The following is a 21,045-nucleotide window of genomic DNA, read 5'->3' on the forward strand; positions in this document are numbered from 1 at the left end:
CATTAATGGGTTAGAAAGTTGCGTTTACACCAAACATAAAGGAGCGGGCCTGCGGATAGATACCTCTGTCGATACTAAATACGCCGCCACCAATTTCGGGATCGTATCCTGTGTACTTAGTGAAGGTGAGCAGGTTCTCGCTCATAATGTACAGACGAAGTTTTCCGATACCGGCTTTACTGAGCAGAGAGGCAGGCAGTGAATAACCAAGCTGCATGGATTTGATCCTGCAATAGCCACCATCTTCCAGGTAGAGATCAGAAGGGTTAGTGAAGTTCTTATTAGGATCTGTCCTGATCAGTCTTGGATAGTCGTTGCTGGTGCCGGGGCCTGTCCATCGGCCCAGGGCTTTTGTTTGCCAGTTAGCATTGGTGATATCCAGGCGGCGCAGGCCCTGGAAGATCTTGTTGCCTGTTGCTCCCTGTATAAACACGATCATGTCAAAGCCTTTGTATTCTCCGTTCAGGGTAAAGCCGTATGTCCAGGTGGGGGTAGGGTTGCCGATGAAATCGCGGTCCAGTTCAGTGATTTGTCCGTCGCCATTGAGGTCTACCCAGCGAAAATCGCCCGGGGCGGCATTAGGCTGGATCTTTTTGCCTTCTTTATTCACATAGGCGTCTACTTCAGCCTGTGTCTGGAAGATGCCGGCTGTTCTGTGACCGAAGAAGCTGTTCAGTGGTTGTCCCAGCGCTGTGCGGGTGATGGTGGAATAGGCGCTGGACTGGAATGTTTGTCCGCCGGAAAGATAGCTTACTCCGCGGCCCAGGTTGGTCACTCTGTTCTTGAGGTAAGATACGTTACCATTCACACCGAGGTTAAAGTCGCCCAGTTTTTTACGGTATCCTATTTCCAGTTCTACGCCTGTATTCTCCATATCGGCTACATTGGCAGCAGGGTTGGATACAGCGCCTATATAGGCAGGGATGCGGGGGTTCTGGAGGATATCTTTAGTAGCTTTCTTATACCAATCGAACGATACTGTTATATCCCTGAGAATGGTAGCTTCAAAACCGATGTTGGTCTGGCTGGTAGATTCCCATTTCAGGTCAGGGTTTACGGGGGCATCGGGGCTGTAACCTATGAGGTAACTGCCGGAGTTGCCGAAAGCGTAGTTTCTGCCGCTGCCTATGATAGAGAGGAAGGCAAAGTCGCCGATGTTATCATTACCTACTACGCCGTAGCCTCCGCGTACTTTCAGGAAGCTGACTATGTTGTTTTCAGGCCAGAAGCCTTCGCGGGAGGCAACCCAGCCTAATGAGAAGGATGGGAATACACCGTATTTATTATTGGAACCGAAGCGGGAAGAACCATCACGGCGGATGATAGCTTCTGCCAGGTATTTCTCGTCGTAGTTATAATTTACACGGGCAAAGAGTGAAGAGATCTTGTGAAGCTGACCTTCGCTACCGTCGGATACGCGGTTGTCTGAAGCTACTTTGTAGTTGAGGGAAGCATCATCAAAATTATCTGCCGGCACATCGTAGAAGGTAACGGACGTCATCCGGGTGTTGTTATCGACATAAGCCCCCTGTCCCAGTAATATGGTCACATTGTGTTTATCTATACCCTTGTTGTAGGAAACGGTGTTTTCGATGTTCCAGTTGAAACCATTGTTCTGTTCACGGTGGAAGGACGTTCTTGTGGAAGTGGAGGAAGAGTTCAGCCAGAAGATGGGTGTGAAGCTGTCATTGCCCCAGAAAGCCACTTTTGAGCCGAGGGTGGAGCGTACTTTCAATCCTTTGATGGGAGCAATTTCCAGGTAGGCGTTACCTACGATATTGTGTGACCATCCGAAGTTTCCTTTACGTGTAGTGATATATGCCAGTGGGTTGGTGATTTCCTGTCCGACGTGGCTGGAGATGCCATAGGGATTACCGTTAGCATCCCTGCGTATGCCAGCGTTGGTATAAGGCGCCGTTGCAGCGACAGCAGGATCGGTAACTATTACGGGTGTAGTAGGGTCCAGGTTGATGGCTGAGCTTAAAGGGCCGCCAAACTCACTGTTGGTATTTCCCAGTCCGTTGGCTTTGTCATAGGCGTATCCTACGTTCTGGCCGAAGGTGGCCCAGGGCGCCAGTTTATGTGTGGAGTTGAGCCGCAGGTTTATGCGTTTGTATTTTGAGATCTCTGTAGCTACTATACCTTCCTGGTCCAGGTAGCCGAAGGAGGTGTAGAAAGTGGATTTATCGTTACCGCCGCTTACGCTGATCTCGTGATTCTGGCGGATGGCGTTGTTGTTGAAGATCTGTTCCTGCCAGTCGGTACCTGCTCCCAGGGATCGGGGATCTGCGAAAACGATACCTTCACCTGCTGCTACGGATGCTTCGTTCCTCAGTGTGGCATATTCTGTTGCATTCAGCATTTTCAGTTTGCGTGCGGGAGCGGAGGTGCCATAGTAGCCGTTGTAGTTGACAGAGAGCTTGCCTGCTTTTCCTTTTTTGGTGGTGACCAGTATTACACCTGCTGCGGCGCGTGCACCGTAGATGGCCTGGGAAGCGGCGTCTTTCAGTACTTCGATAGATTCTATGTCGTACTGATTCAGGTAACCGATACCTCCATTATCTACCACTACCCCATCTACTACCCAGAGCGGATCGTTATTATTGAAGGTGGTGATACCTCTTACGCGTACGGCTGAACCGGAGCCTGGCTGGCCGGAGCTGGCGGCGATGGTTACACCGGAAGTTCTGCCCTGCAAGGCGCTTTCTACGCGGGTGATGGGTTGAGTTTCGAGATCGGCCGCACGTACGCTGGAGATGGCGCCGGTTACAACGCTTTTCTTCTGTACGCCGTAACCTACTACCACTGTTTCGGTGAGGGCGGTCTGTGAAGCTTTCAGGCGAATGCTGAAGTTACCGCTGCCGGCAGCATGTGTTTGCGGAGTATATCCTACGGCGCTGAATACCAGGAAGCTATTTGCCGGTGCTTTTAGGGTGAATCTGCCTTCTGTATTGGTGGCAGTGCCGGTAGTGCCGTCTTTTACACGTACGCTGGCGCCGGGCACTGGTTCTCCCGATTCGTCGAGGACGCGGCCGGTAGCGGTGATGACGGTATCTGCCCCGGTCCTCTGATTGTCCGGGAGGCTTTTCACGATGATGCGGGAGCCATCTACAGAATAGGCCAGTGGCTGATTATCGAGGCAGATATCGAGTACTTCCTGTATGGAAGCATTTTTAACGTTGATTGTAACGGGATTTGCGGTGGACAGTAATGTTTCATCATAAATTATGGAGATACCTGCCTGACGTGCTACCTGGCGAAGCACCTTTTTGAGGGGTGCTTTTTTCTCTGATATAGAGATCTGTTGCGATACTCCTTTTGCGCTGATCTGCAAACACGCTACTAGCAACAAAAAGGTTGTCAGTTTCATAACGGAGACAATTTTGGCTGATGAGGATTTCCGGCAACAGAAAGCCTTACCACTAAAGTTTAAATACATACTTTTGTAGTGTTTGGGAATTAGAAGATCGATTGTTATTAACGTGACGTGGTTTTCAGGATGCCCAAACGACCTGCCGGGAGTGTTGCAAGCGCTTCCGGCTTTTTATCGGGCATACCTCTTCCTTAATTTTTGTTTCAGTCTGGTGATGTCATACAATAAGTTTTAAAATTCAGGTTTTCCTGTTCCCCCCTGCTGAACGTGGAATCAGCCGGTACAGGCTTATTTAACAGATGTTACAGTCAGTTTTCTTCCGGACAACGTGAACTTTGGACCATTTTCTTCAAGCATATGTAAAATATCGGATAAAGGCAGATTCCTGCTGATCCGCCCACCGAGGAGGCGGTCAGGCTTTTCCTGATTGTAACTGATATCTATGTCGTACCACCTGGACAACTGCCGGAGTATGTCTGACAGGCGGGCATTATCAAATTCGAAGAAGCCTGTTTTCCAGGCGATGACCTGTTCTACATCGGCCGAGTGTATTGTCATAGTTCCGGTAGCGGGGTCCAATACGGCCTGCTGACCGGGTTGCAGCCTGTGCTGGTTTACCTTTACCAGTCCTTCAATCAATGTGGTATTGATGCTACTTTCATCAGGGTAGGCCATGACGTCGAAGCTGGTACCGAGTACCTGTACTTCCATATTATTCACCTTTACAAAGAAAGGCTGTTTAGCGTTTGGCGATACTTCGAAATATCCCTGTCCCTGTAGTTCCACTATTCTTTGTCCTTCCTGGAAAGTGGTGGGATATTTCAGGCTGCTGGCGGCGTTCAACCATACATGGCTGCCATCGGGGAGGATGATGTTGAATTGTCCGCCGCGGGGAACGGTGAGGGTATTATAGACCACAGCGTCATCCGTTCCGGCGGCATAATGCAGCTGGCCGTTGCGCTGGTGTATGACTGTTTGTCCCTGGTTAATGACCTGGTTACCTGTGCTATCCAACGTTACTTCATCACCGTTTGACAAAGTAAGTACGGCTTTATTGCTACCAGGGGCTATATCCACAGTATCTCCCTTTACCAATCCGGCGACAGGTCCTTTACTGGTTGAAGCGCTGTACATATAGTATATTGCTCCTGCCAGCAGCAGTATTGCTGCTGCTGCTACCCATCCCAGGCGGAAGCGTTTGTGAAGGGGGATGACCTTTTCACGGGAAATATCCTGTAATAAGCGGGTTTCTATCCTGTCACTCAGTTCTGAGGGAATTTCATGGCGGGTGTTCATGGCCTGTTCGAACTCCCGCTGCATAGCTGTCAGCAAGGGCCGGTGGGAGCCTGAGGATTTCAGCCACGTATACAGCTCTTCCGCTTCAGCAGCAGAGCACTGGCCGTCAAGATATCTTTGTAGTAGCTCTTCGTAATAAGACGTGGATGACATAATTCCTGGCACCATTTGCCGGGTACCTGTATATAATATCCCGAAATGAGCTTCGAGGGTACCTCTCTTCTAAAATATTTTTTGAGCGATATAAACGGCCAGGAGAATATCTCCATGGCGATGTACATAATCGTAGATAAAGCGCATACCCAGGACCATATGTTTTTTGACAGCATTCCGGGAAATACCCAGCTCCAGCGCTACTTCATCATAACTCTTTCCTTCCTGGCGGCATAGCTGAAATACCTTCAGCCGCTGCCGGGGCATCTTGTCCAGCGCTTCTTTGAACAGTTGCTCATATTCTTTGGTCCTTACCATCTGTTCCGGTCCATCAGCCGTATCCAGCAGTTTAAATACCTGTTCTCTTAGCTGCTGGTCTGTTGCCAGCTTATTAATAGTCTTTATAACATGATTACGGGCTATCCTGTAGAGATAACCGCTGAAAGACAGCTGTGGATTGATACGTTCCCTGATCTCCCATACTTTCAGAAATACGTCATGCACCAGATCTTCCGCAAGCGAAGGTATCTTGCAGAAACGCAAAAGATAAATGTAAAGTGAGGCGTGATAGTGCCGGTAGATTGTAGTGAACGCAGACTCATCTCCCTGCATCATCCTCAACAGTATCTCATCCTCGGATGGTATACGATCCATGTGAAATTTGTCATTACTGGGAACCCCCTAAAGTTGTAAAACTAAGAAATCTGATTGTACCTCTATCTTTTTCAGAATTATTTGTCTGAATGAAATAAATATTTATATATTTGCACCCCCGATGAGCGGGATGACTGCTCTGAGGGAAAGGTAAGGATCAGTAGTTCAGTTGGTTAGAATGCCGCCCTGTCACGGCGGAGGTCGCGGGTTCGAGTCCCGTCTGGTCCGCAAAAAATTAAAAGCCTTCAGATGTATTCTGAAGGCTTTTTTGTTGCTGATTGTTGTTGAGCCGAGCGGCGATGCGTGGTCTTGGATTAAATACAATTACAGCCCTACGCCACCGGTTACCTCGATCCGCTGTCCATTCACCCATTTGGCATCATCACTGCAAAGGAAGGACACTACACCACCCACGTCATCAGGAAGACCGACACGCCCCAGCGCGGTGATACCTTCTACAAATTTGCGCATTTCAGGACTGTCCTCCATAGCAGAACCGCCAAAGATAGCTCCCGGCGCCACCACATTTGCTGTGATGCCCCTTGACCCAAGTTCAGCAGCGAGATACCTGGTATATACATCCATGCCACCCTTCATAATTCCGTAAGCTGAAGCACCCGGGTAGGAAATTCTTGATACAGCAGATGAAATGTTTACAATTTTTCCACCATCCTGCAGTAGGGGTAACATTTTCTGAGTGAGGAAGTAAACGCCTTTCAGATGGATGTTCATCATCTCATCAAATTTGCTTTCAGTGGTTGCCTCAATGGGCGCAGTATAACCGGTACCGGCGTTATTTATGAGAAAGTCAAAGCGAGTCCTTCCAAATGTAGTGTCCAATGCATTACTTAGCTGTACTGCAAAGGCTTCGAAGCTTTTAACGTCTGTAGTATTGAGTGGCAGGGCTACTGCCTTACGGCCCAGCGTATGAATAGCGGCTATCGTTTCTTCCGCATTTGCCTTGTTGTTAATATAAGTGATAACGATATCGTTGCCTTTCTTTGCCAGGCTTAGTGCAATATTCTGACCGATACCTCTTCCTCCTCCTGTTATTAACGCAATTTTTGATGTGCTCATTTGTTGTACTGTTTTGATTAAAAGACAGTACAAAGTTGCGGCAAATGCCATATGGGAACTATGTCATCAGCAATCCATTTTATGTATAATTCAAACTTTTTGCCTGGGAGCGATAAGTACCCGGAGGAATAGAGGTTTCATTCTTAAAGAACTTTGCGAAATGCGCAAAGTCTGAAAATCCAAGGCTAGCAGCAATTTCGGTGATAGTCCAGTTTGTTTGACGTAATAAGATCTGTGCTTCCTTCAGTATCCTGCCGGCTATCAATGCAGATGTTGTCAGGCCAGTGGTTTCTTTTAATATTTTATTCAGGTGATTGACATGTATAGAGAGCTCTTTAGCATAGTCTCCCGCAGTTCGCAACCTGATTTGCTGATGAGGATTGTCCAGCGGAAACTGCCTCTCCAGCAGCTCAATAAACAGGGACGTTGCGCGCGCAAAATTGCTGTGATTGGGATGAGACATTATTGTTGACTGCAACTGTTGTCCGAAATGGATGAGCTCAAGTGTGTAAGTTCGCAGCAGATCATATTTGTAAGCATAAGTGGAGGCGATGGCAGTATGCATCTTTTCATAGATGTTCTTTACAATTTTCACGTCTCCCTTCTCCAGCGGGAACAAGGGATGTTCAGGTGATTTATAGATCGGTAGTTCGTCCAGCACTGCACCGCTCCTGGTTGGATGAAGGAACTCCGGGGTGAACACACAACACATGCCCGACTGTCTTTCCATTGGCAACCAGGTTATAGGGTTTTTGGGCGTCGTAAATATCAATGTTGGCTGCGAAAGGTTTTTAATGCCATCAGGGTAACCGATTTTTGAATGGCCGACTAACAGACTGATTTTATAAAAGGTACGGCATTGATAAGGTTGGGTCGGCATATCCTGAACGGTTTGCCGGATCTTCGAGATATTGAAGACATTGAAATGACCGATCTCATCCTGAATACCGGCTGGTAACAAGGCATTTAGCTCCAGGGGGGAGCCTGAAGCGAAGCGCCTGTCAAGATCATTGAATGATAGACTGTTCATAGCACGTATATGTATAAATCAAATTTAGAAAAATTTTTTGACCAGCGGTTTTGATCTCTGTGTGTAGAATTTATTTCAATATAGCTATGTCAACTTTAAATTTGAATATGGATGTAATTTCGATAAGTGCCTGAGAAAGCGTAATAAAACTGTGCAGGTTACAGATAATAGCGATACTGGTACCGGGATGATGAATAATATCATTCCAGAGCAAGATCAAATCCTGTGATATGTTTATTATATTTTTTTAAGCTATTCAATATGCACTTCTACACGACGATTCTGTGCGCGACCCGGTTCAGTGTCATTTGTAGCGATGGGGTTGTCAATGCCTTTACCAATGGCAGTGATCATTTCGTCATCTATACCTCTGGAGATAAGGTATTTTTTAAAAGACGCCGCTCTTTCAGCTGCCAGTTTCAGGTTCACGGACAGATCTCCTTCACTGCTGGCATAGCCATAGATGGTAATTTTATGCCCTTGTTTTATCTCATTTACTATTTCGTCAGAAATAGCAACAGGCGTAGTAGTTCCTTTATTGAAGGAGGCTGCGATACGGCCCGGGGCAGAGGCCGGAGAAGCCGTAAGAGTAGTATCAGCAGATGCCGAAGCAGGGCCTGAAGCCGCAGAAGCAGAAGCCGCAATAGTAGTATCAGCTTCCGGAGCAGTAGCAGAGAGCGGAGGCGGTGCAGCTATCTCTGCCTCAACAGCGGCTGTTTCTTTCTTTGGTATAAAATACCAGACGGCCCCACCAACAACTGCCACCACCAAGATCACCGCCATCCAGGCATTACTCTTCTTCTCCGGAACAGGATCATTATTTTTACTAAGATTAAATGCCATATGAAATTTTTTAAGTGTACATATCAACCAATGTCTGTAAACTACCTGTATGCGCCCGGCCCATGGCCTCAAACTCCCAGGAATTCCCCACGCGGAACAAGCGCCCAAACTCAACCGCATCTTCTTTCGTGTATTTATCCCTGAGATCATATCGCAAAATCTCTTCACCGGTACTTTCGTTCACTATCCTGATATAACAATCTTCTACCTGGTCAAAATTCAGATTTAGCGTGCGCTTGTCCTTTTTATTATCATGGGGATATTTGCAAATTGTACAGCAAACAATGATCTGCTCTATATCAGGCTTGATTTTAGAAAGATCGATGAACATGTCTTCATCATCGTCTCCATCACTTCTTCTGCCATCAGGATCGTCTATAGCCCCTATGATAGCCCCATCCTTAGTAACAGGTCTGAACAATCCCTTTTCTTTACGGTCTTCAATACAATTCCCCATCTGTACCTGTCCATAAAAAACAAAATAGGAGTCAGAAGGAATCTTAAAATTGCCATTCAATGCAAATGCGGATACGTCAAGATCGAAGTCAGGTCCTCCCACCTGATCATTAGGATCCCATCCCATACCTACTCTCACAACAGTAAGTCCGGGAGCAGCTTTTGACAGGGAGAATCTTTCTCCCTTGGTTAAATTAAAACTAGCCATATGATGATTATTGATACATTTCAACCAGTGTATTCAGTCCTCCCGAAAATGCCTGTCCTACAGCCTCAATGTTCCACTGCCCATTATTCCTGGTGAGGGTTGCAATGATCAGGGAGTCTTCATTTTTGAATTCTTCATTGAGCCTGTATTGGCATAGCAGAGTATTATCAGCTGAATTGCGGATATTGATATAGGCATTCCTAACATAACCAAAATGATGTCCACGAGCTTCTGCCTGATCGATGGTCACGGCAAAGTACAGGAACTCAATCCTGCGATCTATTTTACTGAGATCAACCGAGATGATCTCATCATCTCCTTCTCCTGATCCATCACGGCTATCACCTGGATAGTGGGCAGCGCCGTCAGGGCTGGTATCGTTATTATAGAAGACAAAAAAAGCATCGTCCGGTAATTTGCCATTTGGTCCCATCATAAAGACAGAGAGATCCAGGTCTACGTCGTGGCCATTTACATTTGCTATATCCCATCCAAGCCCTGCTACGATTTTCTTAAGCCCGGGTGTGGTCTTCTCCAGGGAAACAGGTTTCTTTTTTTCTAAATGAATTGCCATAATTTACTTTTTTGAAGGTGGTAAAGGAGGTGGTAAAGGAGGCGTTCTCACATCTGTAACGGGGAGCCTGTTAATGGGCGGCAGTGCCGGCTTTACTGAAGGTAATGGTGGCGGTGGCGTAGAAATCTTCCTTGCCAGTCCGAAAAAAATCAATTCCATAGTATCTTTCAGCCATACAGGTTCTACTATTTTCACATGAGGATATCTTTTCAACAACTTATTTAAAAAATAAGCCGTACTGATCTCTTCTCCCACCAATAAGATAACCGTATTATCTACATTCAATTTATTCCCTGCCAACAAATCATTGATGCTGGTATATATTGCCTGATCATTTGAATAGTACTGTAACCGTTCGTTCAGACTACGTTCTTTGACTACAAACCAATATTTATTGCCATCCGTTAATTCAACTTCTCCTTGTATAAGGGGCGTAAGGTGATTGAGCTTCTCTGTACAGAAGGGTAATATCGCGCCTGTTTCTTTCTCCAAATCAACCGAAAGAAATGGTTGTTGCGTGATGATATATTCAATGATCATTTCGGCAAGCAGCTTAACCCTGGGATCTGCACCCTGACCATTCATCGATAACGTATTCACCGGCGCCTGCCGGAAATTATCAAACAGCTTAAAGTACAATGTTCCATTCAGTCCATTCAGCAACAGCACATTATTATTGTGGGGGTTAATGACAATGTGTTTCACTAATACTTCAAACAGTGCTGCATCATAATTCACTCTGCTGGTATTGAAGTATCCGGCATCTATAAACAGACTTTCTATGAGCGTCTTTTCTTTGTCTTCTATATCCACATCGAATAAAAAATGGAGTGCAAAGTGCTGACGATAAGATTCTATTGAATCACTTTTATATAATACTGTATTGATAAAGAATGAGAGACACTGCTCAATTCCGTAATAAAACAGTTGCTTTACAGGTTTTTTGTTGCCATAAATAGTGAAATGCTTTGCAGGATCCTTTATGATCTCAAAATAGTTACCATATGCATTAGGATGATGCTGGTTGAACAAGTCCCTGGCGGCATTTCCAAATATGAAATCATTTCCATTCACGTAGAAATACAGTTGCACCTCATTGCTATCCTTTATAATCAAAGGTGCATATGCATTACTGTTAGTCTGGTACCAGAAAGAGACTAAACGTTTGGAGATCTTCACTAGCACGCGAAAGGTCATGACTTACTGGATTTTTATTCCTTTTAACAGATGTTTTTCAAAGAACTTCATTCCTTCCAGGATGATGACAGGTGCTACATAATCAAATTTCTTTTGCTCGTCGAGCTTACGTTTCTTCGCTTCGATAAACTCTGGTATACCTTTGATGTAGTTTTCTATATTCATATCATGGAATCCAGCCATAAAATCGGCCGAGCTCATTTTAAGTCCGAACATGGAAGAGGCTACCTTATAAAACAGATCTGCAAAGTCCATGAACCGGGGGCAAGGCTGGCTACCCTGCGGCGGGTAATTGATGAAATAATCTCCAATGTGCTCTAGCATTTCAGGGGTGATGGAATTCGTAGATTCGAGGTATTTGAATTCTCCATCAGGCATGACGATACAGAAATGATCTTCGCCCAATATCTCGATCGCCTGTTTATTGGTAGGTACAAGTATCTTCGTAATGTCAGTAGGAATAGCTAATCCCTTGGACACTTCATATTTCACATCTGTATGGTTGTCTCCTTTCTGAGAATTGATATCTATTATTTTCAGCGGACTTTGATTGAAAGGCATGATTGTCTTTCTGGCTACCGCTTCGCCGCCGATGCCCCTGATAAACATCTGGGTATAATAAGTATTGGCGGCAGAAGCATCTACGGCATTGAACCAGTCAAATATGCGGGCGCCTTTACCGGCAAAAGCAATCCTGATTTTAGGCGGTGTATTCTTTACAGCAGGAGGAGCATCCTCAGAACGGAGAATTTCAGTACGTAACTTATGTACCAGCTGACCGGCATAGAACATGATCAATCCGGTGATATACAGGTTCACACTCATCATCTCCTTACATTCAGCAGCAATGAGCAGGTAAAAAGTATTGAAGTCTGTGTGCTCCAACCGGTCTAATACCTGTTCGAAATAATAGGGAGCGGTGTTTTCAGAGAATTTGTTCTCTCCCTTATTCAGTCCCTGTATGGAAATCCCTTTTCTTTCACACATTTTCAGTAACACGGTCCTGAAGTTGGGCGAATAGCGGGTAGCATGGGCCATTCGCTCAGCAGCAAAACGGATAGAGTTTTGTTTGATCATGGCCTTCCCGCCAGACATCTGGCAAAGTGCCGTGATATCGGTGGTACTACCTCCTATATCGAAGCAGAGGACTAATTCTCCCGGGTTCAGGGAATAACCGCCATTAGGCCTGACGAGATAATTTGCTACCGCACATGCTTCGGATAAGGATTCCTTATTCCCCAATTGTCTGAAGTCGAAACGGATAGGTTCTGTATCAAAAGGAATCTCTACAATCTCCTTCTTCCGGGTATCTACTTCACTCCCCCAGCCATTCTCATCGGCTATTCCCCAGCCGGAAGCTGTATGACTGTCCCCACTCCAGGTACTCCCCTGCACATCACCGATATCAGACAAATCAGATGGAGGATACGTTTTCAGCGTGACGCCATTGTTGATGGGGCTAATATCTACCAAAGAATCCCAAATAGCTCTGTATTCACTTAACAGATCTTTTCCCATGGAGGACGGGTAGGACCATTTCAGCGTATGCGGCTCATGGTTTTCCACAAAGAGCTGTGCATATACATGCAGCATCAATGTGCTCAGGTAAGCAGTTTTATAGCTTTTATCAATACGTTGTGTAGACCATTTCATATTGTACACCAGCTCGGCTTTTCCCACCCTGTTATAGGCCAGGAAATACCGGTTATCCAATGCACTATCGATGGGGAGATTCTTTTCAAAACAAGGGAATCCTCCTTTGACGGCTTGTGCCAGGAGAAAATCAGACTGGCCGCTTTTTTCATTGACGATCCTTCTGGGGTCGTGAACGGTGAGTACAGACTTTATTGAATTGGAAAGTATTTCATCATTCTGAAAGAAGAATATTTCGTCTTCCACTGCGGGGCGTTCATCATTATTTTTCAAATCGGTGGACAACAATGATATCCGTTTGTTAGTCAGTTTCAGATCTTCCCTGATCATCTTGTCACTATCAGAGTAGTAAGCAATGGAAGAGTTCGTGCTTCCAAAATCGACGCCGAGGAATGCCGGAGACAGAGTTCTGGTCGTATTCAGCATATTCCAGGGGAAGGCGGGATCATTACCAAATGACTTGTACCGTATAATACCAAAACCACAATCTACCCCGGCATGCGAGAATTTAATGCCTTTGAAAGGCTGATTGCTTTCATAGATCTCGTACTTATACTTATTGTCAGCCACTGCATTGTTTGATGCTACATGCAACTGTACCTTTATACCAGGTATGGATAATGCACGACCTTTTTCTGCCAGGTACAATGGCAATCCTTTTTCATCCAGGGCTATGCGGAAGAAGTCATCATTTACATTTCCAATAAAAGGTGTGGCCTGGAATTTTGCATCATTGTGCGGTATTTCAGAAAATAAGAAATACCTGTTCCATTGTTTTGAAATGTAATTGGGCCATAGGAGTATATCCTTGCCCATGATAGACTCCTGTGTTACTTTATATACGACCTGCTTGATAATTTCATTGCCTGTATCGGTAAACAGTTTCAGGTGTATAATCAATTTCTCTCCATCCTTGTCATTGGGGTCATACAGCGCCGTAATACGTGATTTCACATTTGAAGTTGGCGAAAGCCCTGTCAATGCATCCAGATTAGCTCCAAATACATTCAACGCCAGCGGTGTTAATGGCAAGGCAAAGTAAGCGTAACTATCGGGTTGTCCTTTCGTTTCAGCGGCTAATAACAGTATTGGTTTATTGGTTAAAAAGTGCTTTGTTTCAGCCCCTTCTTTGCCAAAGTCGATCTGGGCAATTTCGGTAGAATCATTCAGCAGAAGGTCTTTGGGATCAAATGGGATACTGAACTCTGAACTGGCCTCCTGCGTGATGATGCCTTCAGATCCGAATAATAGGGTGGAATAATTGAACAGCTTACTGAAAGGAGGTGTAAACAGTGATCCAACCTCCGGAGGATTGTGGTTATCCAGTCTGGCAAAGTTCCTTTGTTCCTGGTATTTCACCATATCCTTTATCCAATCCTGCAGGCAGGCACTGATATTTTCATAGGAGGGCCTCAGATCAGCGGGCAGATTACTGAAATGCTGTTTGAATTGCTGAATATTTTCCAGAATGTGCCTGGCATATCCATAGATTATTTTAAGTTCCTCTGGTCTGAGGTCAGATTTTAAAGGGTCGACAAAACGGCCACTTTGAATATTGATAAAAGGATACTTTCCTTTAATATTATAAGAGACAGAAGTAAATAGAAAGCAGTCAGGAGATGTGCCACCCACTACATTTCCTTTGAAAGAGATCACATCTATAAAAGGGACTTTCTCTGCATTGTCTGCCAGTGATTGGTCACACCAAAGAGGCTGTCTTTCAAACAATGCATTGCCGAAGGCGCCGGTAGGTTCATAGATATTCTCTGTATCATTCAATTTCTTTCCATCTGAATAAACCAGTGGCACCCTGTTCACTTCAATATCTTTATAGTTTAGTGCGAGACAACTGATAAATCCTTTCCATTCACTGACCAGGGATTTATAAAACAGCATGAGTCCTGAAGCCTCAGCATCTTTATCAATGATATTGTTCAAGGCATTTTCGAAGAGTGTAGCTCTGGCAAATACGGTAGGGATACCGGATACAAGGGTACCAATATTTACAGCGGCACCACCATCCTGTTCTACTGCTATTTCAGGGATGATAATATTCCTGGTAAAGACTTCCAGCTGAGGAATTTTGTCCCAGGCAAATTGTACGCCCTGTAATTCTGTTTTGGGGTGTACCTTGATAGTTAAGGCTTTTATTTTATTGCTCATTGTAGTTTCAGATTAAATGGAAGCCCTGGGAATGAGTAATTGCATTATAGATATGGGCCAAGAACTTCTCCTTTGTGGTATTGACCTGTTGATCTTCTTCCGGTCCCAGATTGATCAGTTTTTTAACAAAAGAGTCATATCTGTTAGTGAGTATTCCGCCTTTGGGCCAATGATTTTTTTCATCCAGGAAGATGCTGCCTACATCCAGTTTCCTGAGTTCTGAGAGGTTATCAGGGAATGCTTTGCTATCGAAGATGAAAGTACCCGGGGCTACCGTGCTTCTTACCTGGTAAAGCCAGCCTGGTGTGAACCGGGTGTTTTCGAATGTGTAGGCGAATGCTTTGAAGTAGTTATTGATTTCGTCACATTCGGCATCGGTGATAGTGTTATATTGGGCAATCTTTTGTTCCTGGCACCTGGTAATAAACCCTTTAATACCGTCATCCCCATTCGCTGCATTATTTACGGTGAGAGAAATATGCGCAAGGGAAAAGAAGGCGCCGATCTTATTGGCAAATCTTTCTCCGGCTTTATTTGTATTGCCTACAAAGTCATGAATAGAGAAACTAAAGGCACTATTACTAAAGTCAACAGCCTTATATACGTATTCAGTTTTATCTATATCCAGTCCGGTGGTCCTGGTAAAGAAATCGTACGCTGAACAGGCGGCCAGTAGTTCTGTAATATGAGCAGCATTTTCCTGGGTAGCGCCTCCAGTAATAGTCTGGTTATTGCCTGTTGCATTATCTACAGGTTTACTTTCTATTGGCCAGCCTATATGATACAGCATTTTATAGCATCGTTGTACGGTGGGATCGCTTTGATAAAACTGTAAAGCGGCCTGGCTATTCAATGGGAAATAAGAGGCATCTGCAATAACGCTGTTTTCTTTGCTGGCTTTCTGCTTATCGTTAGGCTTTTTGAAAGTAAAATATTCAGTGAGAAGCGTTGAACCGAATTTAGCTTTGGAGAAGTCTATGCTGGAAGCTCCTTTTGACCTGATCTTAATAAAATCCTGCAAGGCCTTTGGAATAATAGGAATAGAAGATGCGCCGGTACCGCCAAAGATGGAGCCGAAAATAAAGACCCTTGCATCCTGTCCGGCGAGTTCCAGTTTAGTAACAAATTCATCCAGTTCCCGCTCCTGTACTTTTATATCTGTGCCTCTTACGATGTTTCTCGCCGCTTCAATCATGCCATGATACATGAGCATAGATCCCAGGTGAGTCTGAGCCCGGTAGCCGTGAGACAGATCGAATTCCTGTACCGACTCATTATCTAAAAACAGATCTGAGATCAGTTTATTCCCCTTTTGTTGTTCAGGCGTGCCTGAATTCAATCTGGTAATATTCTTATAGTTTTCTCTGCCCTGGCCGGAGTAGTTGGTGTAAAACCTATAGAGGTTTAATTTTGAAGAGAAGAATGTATTTGCATTTGGCGTACCTCCGGCTTTAATCCGGTTGTATAGCTGGATCAGTTTTTCTACACGGCCTTTATTGCCATTAGCCTGATCTGTATCGAGTGTAAGGATTTCAATTTCCTTGCTATCAAACATGCCTATTGCACTGAGATGAGTGAAGGCTTCAAGGCAGCGCATGCCTGTACCACCGACGGCGATAACGAATAATTTATCCATAATAATAACAGATTAAAACCAATGACCTAACTTACCTTTTGCGAAAATGCGGCTGAGAATAAAGCCCAGCAAGATGTATAAGAAGACGCCCATTACAGCGCCTATGCTTAATGCCGTGGTATAATTGCTTATTTCCATCCTGTTTCCATCAGGTATGAATACAAAAAAGCCAAGCAGGAAAATGAGGATGGGATTGATCAAACATAGTACCCAAAAACTTAATTTTCTGATTCTGGGATCTTTGGGCTTGCTACCGCCTTCGAATTTGATGATATTTGCGATGGTGGCGGCTATAAACAGGATGATCAGGGTAATAATGACGGATACGGTGTAAGCAGTGATTGATTCCATGGTTATAGTTAATTTTGATTTGTTTTGATATAGTAGGTGTAGATGGTCTTGTTTTCAGGCTTTAGTTCCAGCAAGGTATTTTTAACTGATTCATACAATGCGGTGTTAGGAGTTCCCTTTGCATTTACCCATTTGAATTTATCGAGGCCGGGGCTGTTGGTATTAGGGGTAGCGCCAGTTGACACAATATTTATTTTCAACAATATATCATTTGCGGGCGTAAACTTTGGGGCGAAGGCAATCCCTAATTCTACATGCTTATTATCACTTTTCCTGGTATTATCAAATAGTGCCTGATTGAGGCGGAAGTAATTGGAGAGGGGTTTTAACGTCTGCGGATGGTATGTGCAGGCATCTTTTATTGTACCGTTTTCATTATAACATTCCAGGACCAATGGGTCCTTTTCCTCGCCGGAGATTATGTTTTCTCCATTTTTTCCTTTGGTCATTGCAGGGGGGTTATGCAGGGCAAAATCTGCTTTTGCAAAATTTTCAAAATCTTCGGTTACATTGAAGGTCTGTACTTCGAATGCGTTAAAAGAATAGCTATCCTGATTACTCAGGTCAATGAAAAGATTCCGGAAGATGTTGTTAAAAGTGCTTTCATCTTCTTTATGCACTTCTGAGATGTTTTTCCAGTCCAGTCCCAGTGGATAGAATTCATAATTTTCGCCTTTGATGTATTGTTCTTTCTTCAGATCCAGGACATCCTTATCATTGTAAATACCGCCTGATTCAGGATCTGTATAATTTGTCGATAAGCGATATGCGCGTGTGGACAAGTCGAATCTTGTGCTATAGGGTGTTAACCTGGGCGCGAGTTTAGATAGCAAATTGCCGGTACTATTGAAGATGGTAAAGTAAATATGCTTGTCTACATTACCTTCTTTATAGTCTACTATAAAGAAGTGGATTGAATTGCCTTTGGTGAGCCATTTTGAAAAAGGAAGTTTCAGATAAGCCGTACTTGTGACTTCAGTTTTGTTATTCCATTCTTCGAAGTCTGTAATCAGGAGTGCATCGTTATCGGCATCAGTAATTTTATTTACCGCTTGCTGGATAGGCGCCCAGATATCTTTATAATTTCCCTGGTTGCTTATTTCCTGTCCCAGCTGTGTTGTATTGGTCACAGGTAGTGGCGTGACCTCATTAGAACCCAGTTTATATACCTCAAACTGGTTAGTCAGTACTGTATTAAAGCATTCTGATAGTAAGCTTTTGACAGTAGACGTACTGAATGCGTTATTAATACCTGCTGAAAAGTCGATAAATAATCCAGGGGTATCTTTTTTAACATTCGACTGAACATTATTATAGGCATTGAGTTTATCTGCCAGTCCGGGGCCATAAGGGTCAAAGGATATTTTTTTATTACACCCTCCGATGCCTATTAAAATTACGAGGCCATATAAAAGTCGGGAATTTATAATCATATTTTCAGGGATTAAAAGCTAAGTGTCCTAACAATAGTATTTCAGCTGCCCTGGTTATGCACCAGTGCCAGAAATGCACTATCTGGAAATACGTTATGGATAGTTACTATTGGATCTGTAATATCAATTGAAAATTAGAACTAATTTCCAACGCTACAATCGTAGGAATGCAAAAAGGGGATAAATCCCCTTTTTGCATTCCTACGATTGAATATTTCGCTTATCTTAAATATCCTTTCATTTTAACCTGAGTAAAATTTGTCTTAATGAAAATAAGAGGGCGAGTCCAAGTTCGTAAAGTTCTCTAAGGTTTTTATTTCTATCATCTGTTGTTTTGCAAACTATCTTATAAACGGCAAGCAAATAGCTATTGGTCAGCATCTTTCAGGGCTTTATTCAAGAGCATCTGTCCGGCGCTACTATAAGCAAGAGACAGGGCCATCTTCCTTCCTTCTGCGCTCATTTTTGCCCATGTTTTCTGCAGAATATTAATCATCTTTTCTTCTGTATGTTTCTTTATAAGATCATCATACTGAAATGTCAGGAACACCAGGCAAAGGGCATTCTCCATTGTTTGAACCTCAGCATCCGTTTTAAGTCTTTTCTTCAATACAATTTCTTTCACCCGGGTAATGATGTCAGCGTCATATCCAACGGATTGCAATATTTCTGTTGCTTTCTGAGCGTGGAAACCTGACAGATCGTTTCTCCATTTCAGGTAGCCTACCCTCCCTTCCGGGTAAGTTTTCCTGTTGATTTCCCATCTTCCTATGTGCTGGCACCTCGAAGCAAGTAAAAGCGGTTCGCTTGCTTCCGGGTTAAGTTTCTTTACCCATTCATACAATTGAATGGCATAAAAATATTCAGACGGGTACTGATAGCCATCCCAGATTATCCTGGAAGGGTCCTGTTTGTTATAGGTATCAAACAAATGAAAAGCCTGTTCCATTTTGGGCATAAAAATCAGTGATTTAGTAATGTCATTGCTCAAGTTATTGTAAATATCAATAATTGAGTTGAATTAAAGTAAATTGATATATTTAATAATATTTAAATTAAATAATGTATGTTTGACCCGAAATTACATGTTAGACTATACGTCTAAAAGCTATTAACCTTAAAATTATAATTAAATCAGCATGAACTCCATGACCCGACCAATTTTTATTGCATTACTAATTGCGTTTTCCTCAACATCTGTTTTTGCAGGGATCAGAATTCCTCTTGGGAAAAGAGAAGTACTAAAGAAAGTGTATGACTTACCTAATACGGATGAATTTAAATTAAAAGATGGGAATTTTCTTGACCTGGCGACACTTCATACAGAATTCAACATCGCTTATATTCTTCCGTTATATGTCATAGAAGAACCTAAACTGGTTGGTTTTGATGAAAAAACAGATTCTTTTTATGATATACCTCAAGAAGAAATGGATGGAATTTTAGCATCACAAAAGCTAAAGAAAGAAAAACTTAATACGTTGCCTTTTTACACACGATATGGGGGTAAAATAGTTGCGTTATTGATTATCGGGTTGATGATCTGGGGGGCTATTCCTTCAAAAGAAAAAGAAGGGGCAGAATCTACAAACGCTTAAACTGTATTTGTAACAAATTATTAAGCTGCTTTTACAATACACCCGCGCAATGCGCGGGTATATTTTTTTAGTACTTTACAAACCGTAAATACCGCCGGAAACGGAGACTTTCTCTCCTGTAATCCATGCCGAATCGTCGGAAGCAAGAAATACGGCTACTTTCGCAATATCTTCCGGCTGGCCGGTACGGCCAAGTGGGGTATTGGCAACCATTTTCACTTCAGCATCGCTGCCTATAACGCCCGCACTGTGAGTGCCTTCTGTTTCTACCATGCCTGGTAAAATAGAATTGATACGAACGTTTTTTGCGCCCAGTTCTTTTGACAAAGCAATAGTAATAGCATCCAAGGCCGCTTTAGTTGCAGAATATACTGACCCCTCCGGAAGAGGGGTTTTACCTGCCTCTGAACTTATGTTAATGATGTTACCACCTTTGTCACCAAACAGTTTTAAAGATGCCTGGATGGTGAGTAAAGATCCCAGAACGTTTGTGTTAAATTGCTGGTGAAAAGAATCTGCTGAGAATTCTTCAATCGGGGCGAATTGATAAATGCCGGCATTGTTTACCAAAATATCCAGCGAGCCGAAAGCATTCTTTGTTTCTTCAAACAGCCTTGTCACGTCTGATTCCTGCGATACATCACCCTGTACTGAAATTGCCGTTCCTCCATTATCTGTTATGGCTTTTACGACTTTGTCCGCACCTTCCCTGCTGGAAGCATAATTGACTACAACCTTTGCCCCTTCTGCTGCGAAATACTTAGCAATTGATGCGCCTATTCCTTTTGATGCGCCTGTAACTACTGCTACTTTGTTTTTCAGTTTATTCATTTCCTTTCGTTATTTGATGATTGAGGAACAAAGTTAGACAGGTTCAATGTACTTTAGTAACTTTGTAACGAAAAGTAACAGTAACCTGGAGGTAACAAAGTAACATATGGAGTGCGCTAAATTTGAAAGTCAGGAACACAAAAAGGAAATGATGGCTGTCCAGGATTCAATGGACGTGCTGAATGGAAAATGGAAAATACCTATCATTTCATCCATTTGTTTTTATAGCAAAAGAAGGTTTTCCGATATTTTAAATGATGTAGCCGGCATATCTAACAAAATGCTGAGTAAAGAATTAAAGGAGCTGGAAATAAATAAACTGATCAGGCGGATAGTTTTAGACACACAGCCTGTGACCGTTCAGTATGAACTTACAGAACATGGCAAAACATTACAGACCATAATTAACAACCTGACGGAATGGGGAATTCAACACCGGAAGGAAATTGTCGGGAAGTAATGGAATGGGACCTGTTATATAGAAATGCGGGTTGGCAGTATTCCACTTTTCGATTAAGC

General features: G+C 43.6%; 17 protein-coding genes and 1 tRNA gene. 3 read left to right on the top strand and 15 right to left on the bottom strand.

Annotated features, from left to right (window positions below; genetic code table 11):
* Positions 1-10 precede the first annotated feature (10 nt).
* The 3 genes from GO493_RS27540 to GO493_RS27550 form a co-directional block, all read right to left on the bottom strand.
* Entirely contained in the window at positions 11-3,370 is a 3,360-nt protein-coding gene (locus GO493_RS27540; protein WP_157309462.1) for a TonB-dependent receptor, read from the bottom strand.
* A 291-nt stretch (positions 3,371-3,661) separates the two neighbouring features.
* Positions 3,662-4,822 (bottom strand): FecR domain-containing protein, encoded by a 1,161-nt coding sequence (locus GO493_RS27545; protein WP_198315851.1) that lies wholly within the window; start codon positions 4,820-4,822, stop codon positions 3,662-3,664.
* 69 nt (positions 4,823-4,891) lie between these two features.
* On the bottom strand, positions 4,892-5,476 hold the full coding sequence (locus GO493_RS27550) for an RNA polymerase sigma factor (protein ID WP_157309464.1): 585 nt from the start codon (positions 5,474-5,476) through the stop codon (positions 4,892-4,894).
* A gap of 154 nt (positions 5,477-5,630) precedes the next feature.
* On the opposite strand from GO493_RS27550, the gene GO493_RS27555 reads away from it, so the two are divergent.
* Positions 5,631-5,704: transfer RNA gene (locus tag GO493_RS27555), tRNA-Asp, on the top strand.
* A gap of 96 nt (positions 5,705-5,800) precedes the next feature.
* On the opposite strand, the gene GO493_RS27560 is transcribed toward GO493_RS27555, so the two are convergent.
* From GO493_RS27560 to GO493_RS27610, 11 genes are all read right to left on the bottom strand, one after another.
* Positions 5,801-6,553, bottom strand: coding sequence for an SDR family NAD(P)-dependent oxidoreductase (locus tag GO493_RS27560; protein WP_157309465.1), 753 nt, complete (start codon positions 6,551-6,553; stop codon positions 5,801-5,803).
* 79 nt (positions 6,554-6,632) lie between these two features.
* Complete coding sequence (locus GO493_RS27565) at positions 6,633-7,583, bottom strand: helix-turn-helix domain-containing protein (protein WP_157309466.1); 951 nt, start codon at positions 7,581-7,583, stop codon at positions 6,633-6,635.
* Positions 7,584-7,835: 252 nt separating this feature from the next.
* Complete coding sequence (locus tag GO493_RS27570; protein ID WP_157309467.1) at positions 7,836-8,426, bottom strand: OmpA family protein; 591 nt, start codon at positions 8,424-8,426, stop codon at positions 7,836-7,838.
* Positions 8,427-8,436: 10 nt separating this feature from the next.
* On the bottom strand, positions 8,437-9,090 hold the full coding sequence (locus tag GO493_RS27575; protein ID WP_157309468.1) for a TerD family protein: 654 nt from the start codon (positions 9,088-9,090) through the stop codon (positions 8,437-8,439).
* Positions 9,091-9,097: 7 nt separating this feature from the next.
* Positions 9,098-9,664, bottom strand: a complete 567-nt coding sequence (locus GO493_RS27580; RefSeq protein WP_157309469.1) for a TerD family protein — start codon at positions 9,662-9,664, stop codon at positions 9,098-9,100.
* Positions 9,665-9,667: 3 nt separating this feature from the next.
* Positions 9,668-10,861 (bottom strand): hypothetical protein, encoded by a 1,194-nt coding sequence (locus GO493_RS27585; RefSeq protein ID WP_157309470.1) that lies wholly within the window; start codon positions 10,859-10,861, stop codon positions 9,668-9,670.
* A 3-nt stretch (positions 10,862-10,864) separates the two neighbouring features.
* Complete coding sequence (locus tag GO493_RS27590; RefSeq protein WP_157309471.1) at positions 10,865-14,677, bottom strand: hypothetical protein; 3,813 nt, start codon at positions 14,675-14,677, stop codon at positions 10,865-10,867.
* A gap of 7 nt (positions 14,678-14,684) precedes the next feature.
* The gene (locus GO493_RS27595; RefSeq protein ID WP_157309472.1) at positions 14,685-16,313 is read right to left on the bottom strand and encodes a hypothetical protein; all 1,629 of its coding nucleotides are present in this window, start codon (positions 16,311-16,313) and stop codon (positions 14,685-14,687) included.
* 12 nt (positions 16,314-16,325) lie between these two features.
* Entirely contained in the window at positions 16,326-16,664 is a 339-nt protein-coding gene (locus tag GO493_RS27600; protein ID WP_157309473.1) for a hypothetical protein, read from the bottom strand.
* 8 nt (positions 16,665-16,672) lie between these two features.
* A complete protein-coding gene (locus GO493_RS27605) occupies positions 16,673-18,097 on the bottom strand; it encodes a hypothetical protein (RefSeq protein ID WP_157309474.1) in 1,425 nt (474 codons plus the stop codon).
* Between the two features lie 367 nt (positions 18,098-18,464).
* Complete coding sequence (locus tag GO493_RS27610; protein WP_157309475.1) at positions 18,465-19,055, bottom strand: DUF4202 domain-containing protein; 591 nt, start codon at positions 19,053-19,055, stop codon at positions 18,465-18,467.
* Positions 19,056-19,236: 181 nt separating this feature from the next.
* Here GO493_RS27610 and GO493_RS27615 point away from each other — a divergent pair, with 181 nt between their 5' ends.
* Complete coding sequence (locus GO493_RS27615) at positions 19,237-19,695, top strand: hypothetical protein (RefSeq protein WP_157309476.1); 459 nt, start codon at positions 19,237-19,239, stop codon at positions 19,693-19,695.
* A gap of 75 nt (positions 19,696-19,770) precedes the next feature.
* Here GO493_RS27615 and GO493_RS27620 read toward each other — a convergent pair whose 3' ends face one another.
* Positions 19,771-20,526: an SDR family NAD(P)-dependent oxidoreductase gene (locus tag GO493_RS27620; protein WP_157309477.1), complete on the bottom strand. Its 756-nt coding sequence runs from the start codon at positions 20,524-20,526 to the stop codon at positions 19,771-19,773.
* A 106-nt stretch (positions 20,527-20,632) separates the two neighbouring features.
* Between GO493_RS27620 and GO493_RS27625 the strand changes: the two genes are divergently transcribed.
* Positions 20,633-20,986: a winged helix-turn-helix transcriptional regulator gene (locus GO493_RS27625; protein ID WP_157309478.1), complete on the top strand. Its 354-nt coding sequence runs from the start codon at positions 20,633-20,635 to the stop codon at positions 20,984-20,986.
* The last annotated feature ends 59 nt before the right edge of the window (positions 20,987-21,045 follow it).

Origin of the sequence: Chitinophaga tropicalis (assembly GCF_009758205.1) — a bacterium.
GTDB classification, from domain to species: Bacteria; Bacteroidota; Bacteroidia; order Chitinophagales; family Chitinophagaceae; genus Chitinophaga; species Chitinophaga tropicalis.

Bases quoted from the DNA above. Each gene is read 5' to 3' on its own strand.
- GO493_RS27540 (WP_157309462.1), bottom strand. From the start codon at position 3,370: ATGAAACTGACAACCTTTTTGTTGCTAGTAGCGTGTTTGCAGATCAGC.
- GO493_RS27545 (WP_198315851.1), bottom strand. From the start codon at position 4,822: ATGTCATCCACGTCTTATTACGAAGAGCTACTACAAAGATATCTTGAC.
- GO493_RS27550 (WP_157309464.1), bottom strand. From the start codon at position 5,476: ATGGATCGTATACCATCCGAGGATGAGATACTGTTGAGGATGATGCAG.
- GO493_RS27560 (WP_157309465.1), bottom strand. From the start codon at position 6,553: ATGAGCACATCAAAAATTGCGTTAATAACAGGAGGAGGAAGAGGTATC.
- GO493_RS27565 (WP_157309466.1), bottom strand. From the start codon at position 7,583: ATGAACAGTCTATCATTCAATGATCTTGACAGGCGCTTCGCTTCAGGC.
- GO493_RS27570 (WP_157309467.1), bottom strand. From the start codon at position 8,426: ATGGCATTTAATCTTAGTAAAAATAATGATCCTGTTCCGGAGAAGAAG.
- GO493_RS27575 (WP_157309468.1), bottom strand. From the start codon at position 9,090: ATGGCTAGTTTTAATTTAACCAAGGGAGAAAGATTCTCCCTGTCAAAA.
- GO493_RS27580 (WP_157309469.1), bottom strand. From the start codon at position 9,664: ATGGCAATTCATTTAGAAAAAAAGAAACCTGTTTCCCTGGAGAAGACC.
- GO493_RS27585 (WP_157309470.1), bottom strand. From the start codon at position 10,861: ATGACCTTTCGCGTGCTAGTGAAGATCTCCAAACGTTTAGTCTCTTTC.
- GO493_RS27590 (WP_157309471.1), bottom strand. From the start codon at position 14,677: ATGAGCAATAAAATAAAAGCCTTAACTATCAAGGTACACCCCAAAACA.
- GO493_RS27595 (WP_157309472.1), bottom strand. From the start codon at position 16,313: ATGGATAAATTATTCGTTATCGCCGTCGGTGGTACAGGCATGCGCTGC.
- GO493_RS27600 (WP_157309473.1), bottom strand. From the start codon at position 16,664: ATGGAATCAATCACTGCTTACACCGTATCCGTCATTATTACCCTGATC.
- GO493_RS27605 (WP_157309474.1), bottom strand. From the start codon at position 18,097: ATGATTATAAATTCCCGACTTTTATATGGCCTCGTAATTTTAATAGGC.
- GO493_RS27610 (WP_157309475.1), bottom strand. From the start codon at position 19,055: ATGCCCAAAATGGAACAGGCTTTTCATTTGTTTGATACCTATAACAAA.
- GO493_RS27615 (WP_157309476.1), top strand. From the start codon at position 19,237: ATGAACTCCATGACCCGACCAATTTTTATTGCATTACTAATTGCGTTT.
- GO493_RS27620 (WP_157309477.1), bottom strand. From the start codon at position 20,526: ATGAATAAACTGAAAAACAAAGTAGCAGTAGTTACAGGCGCATCAAAA.
- GO493_RS27625 (WP_157309478.1), top strand. From the start codon at position 20,633: ATGGAGTGCGCTAAATTTGAAAGTCAGGAACACAAAAAGGAAATGATG.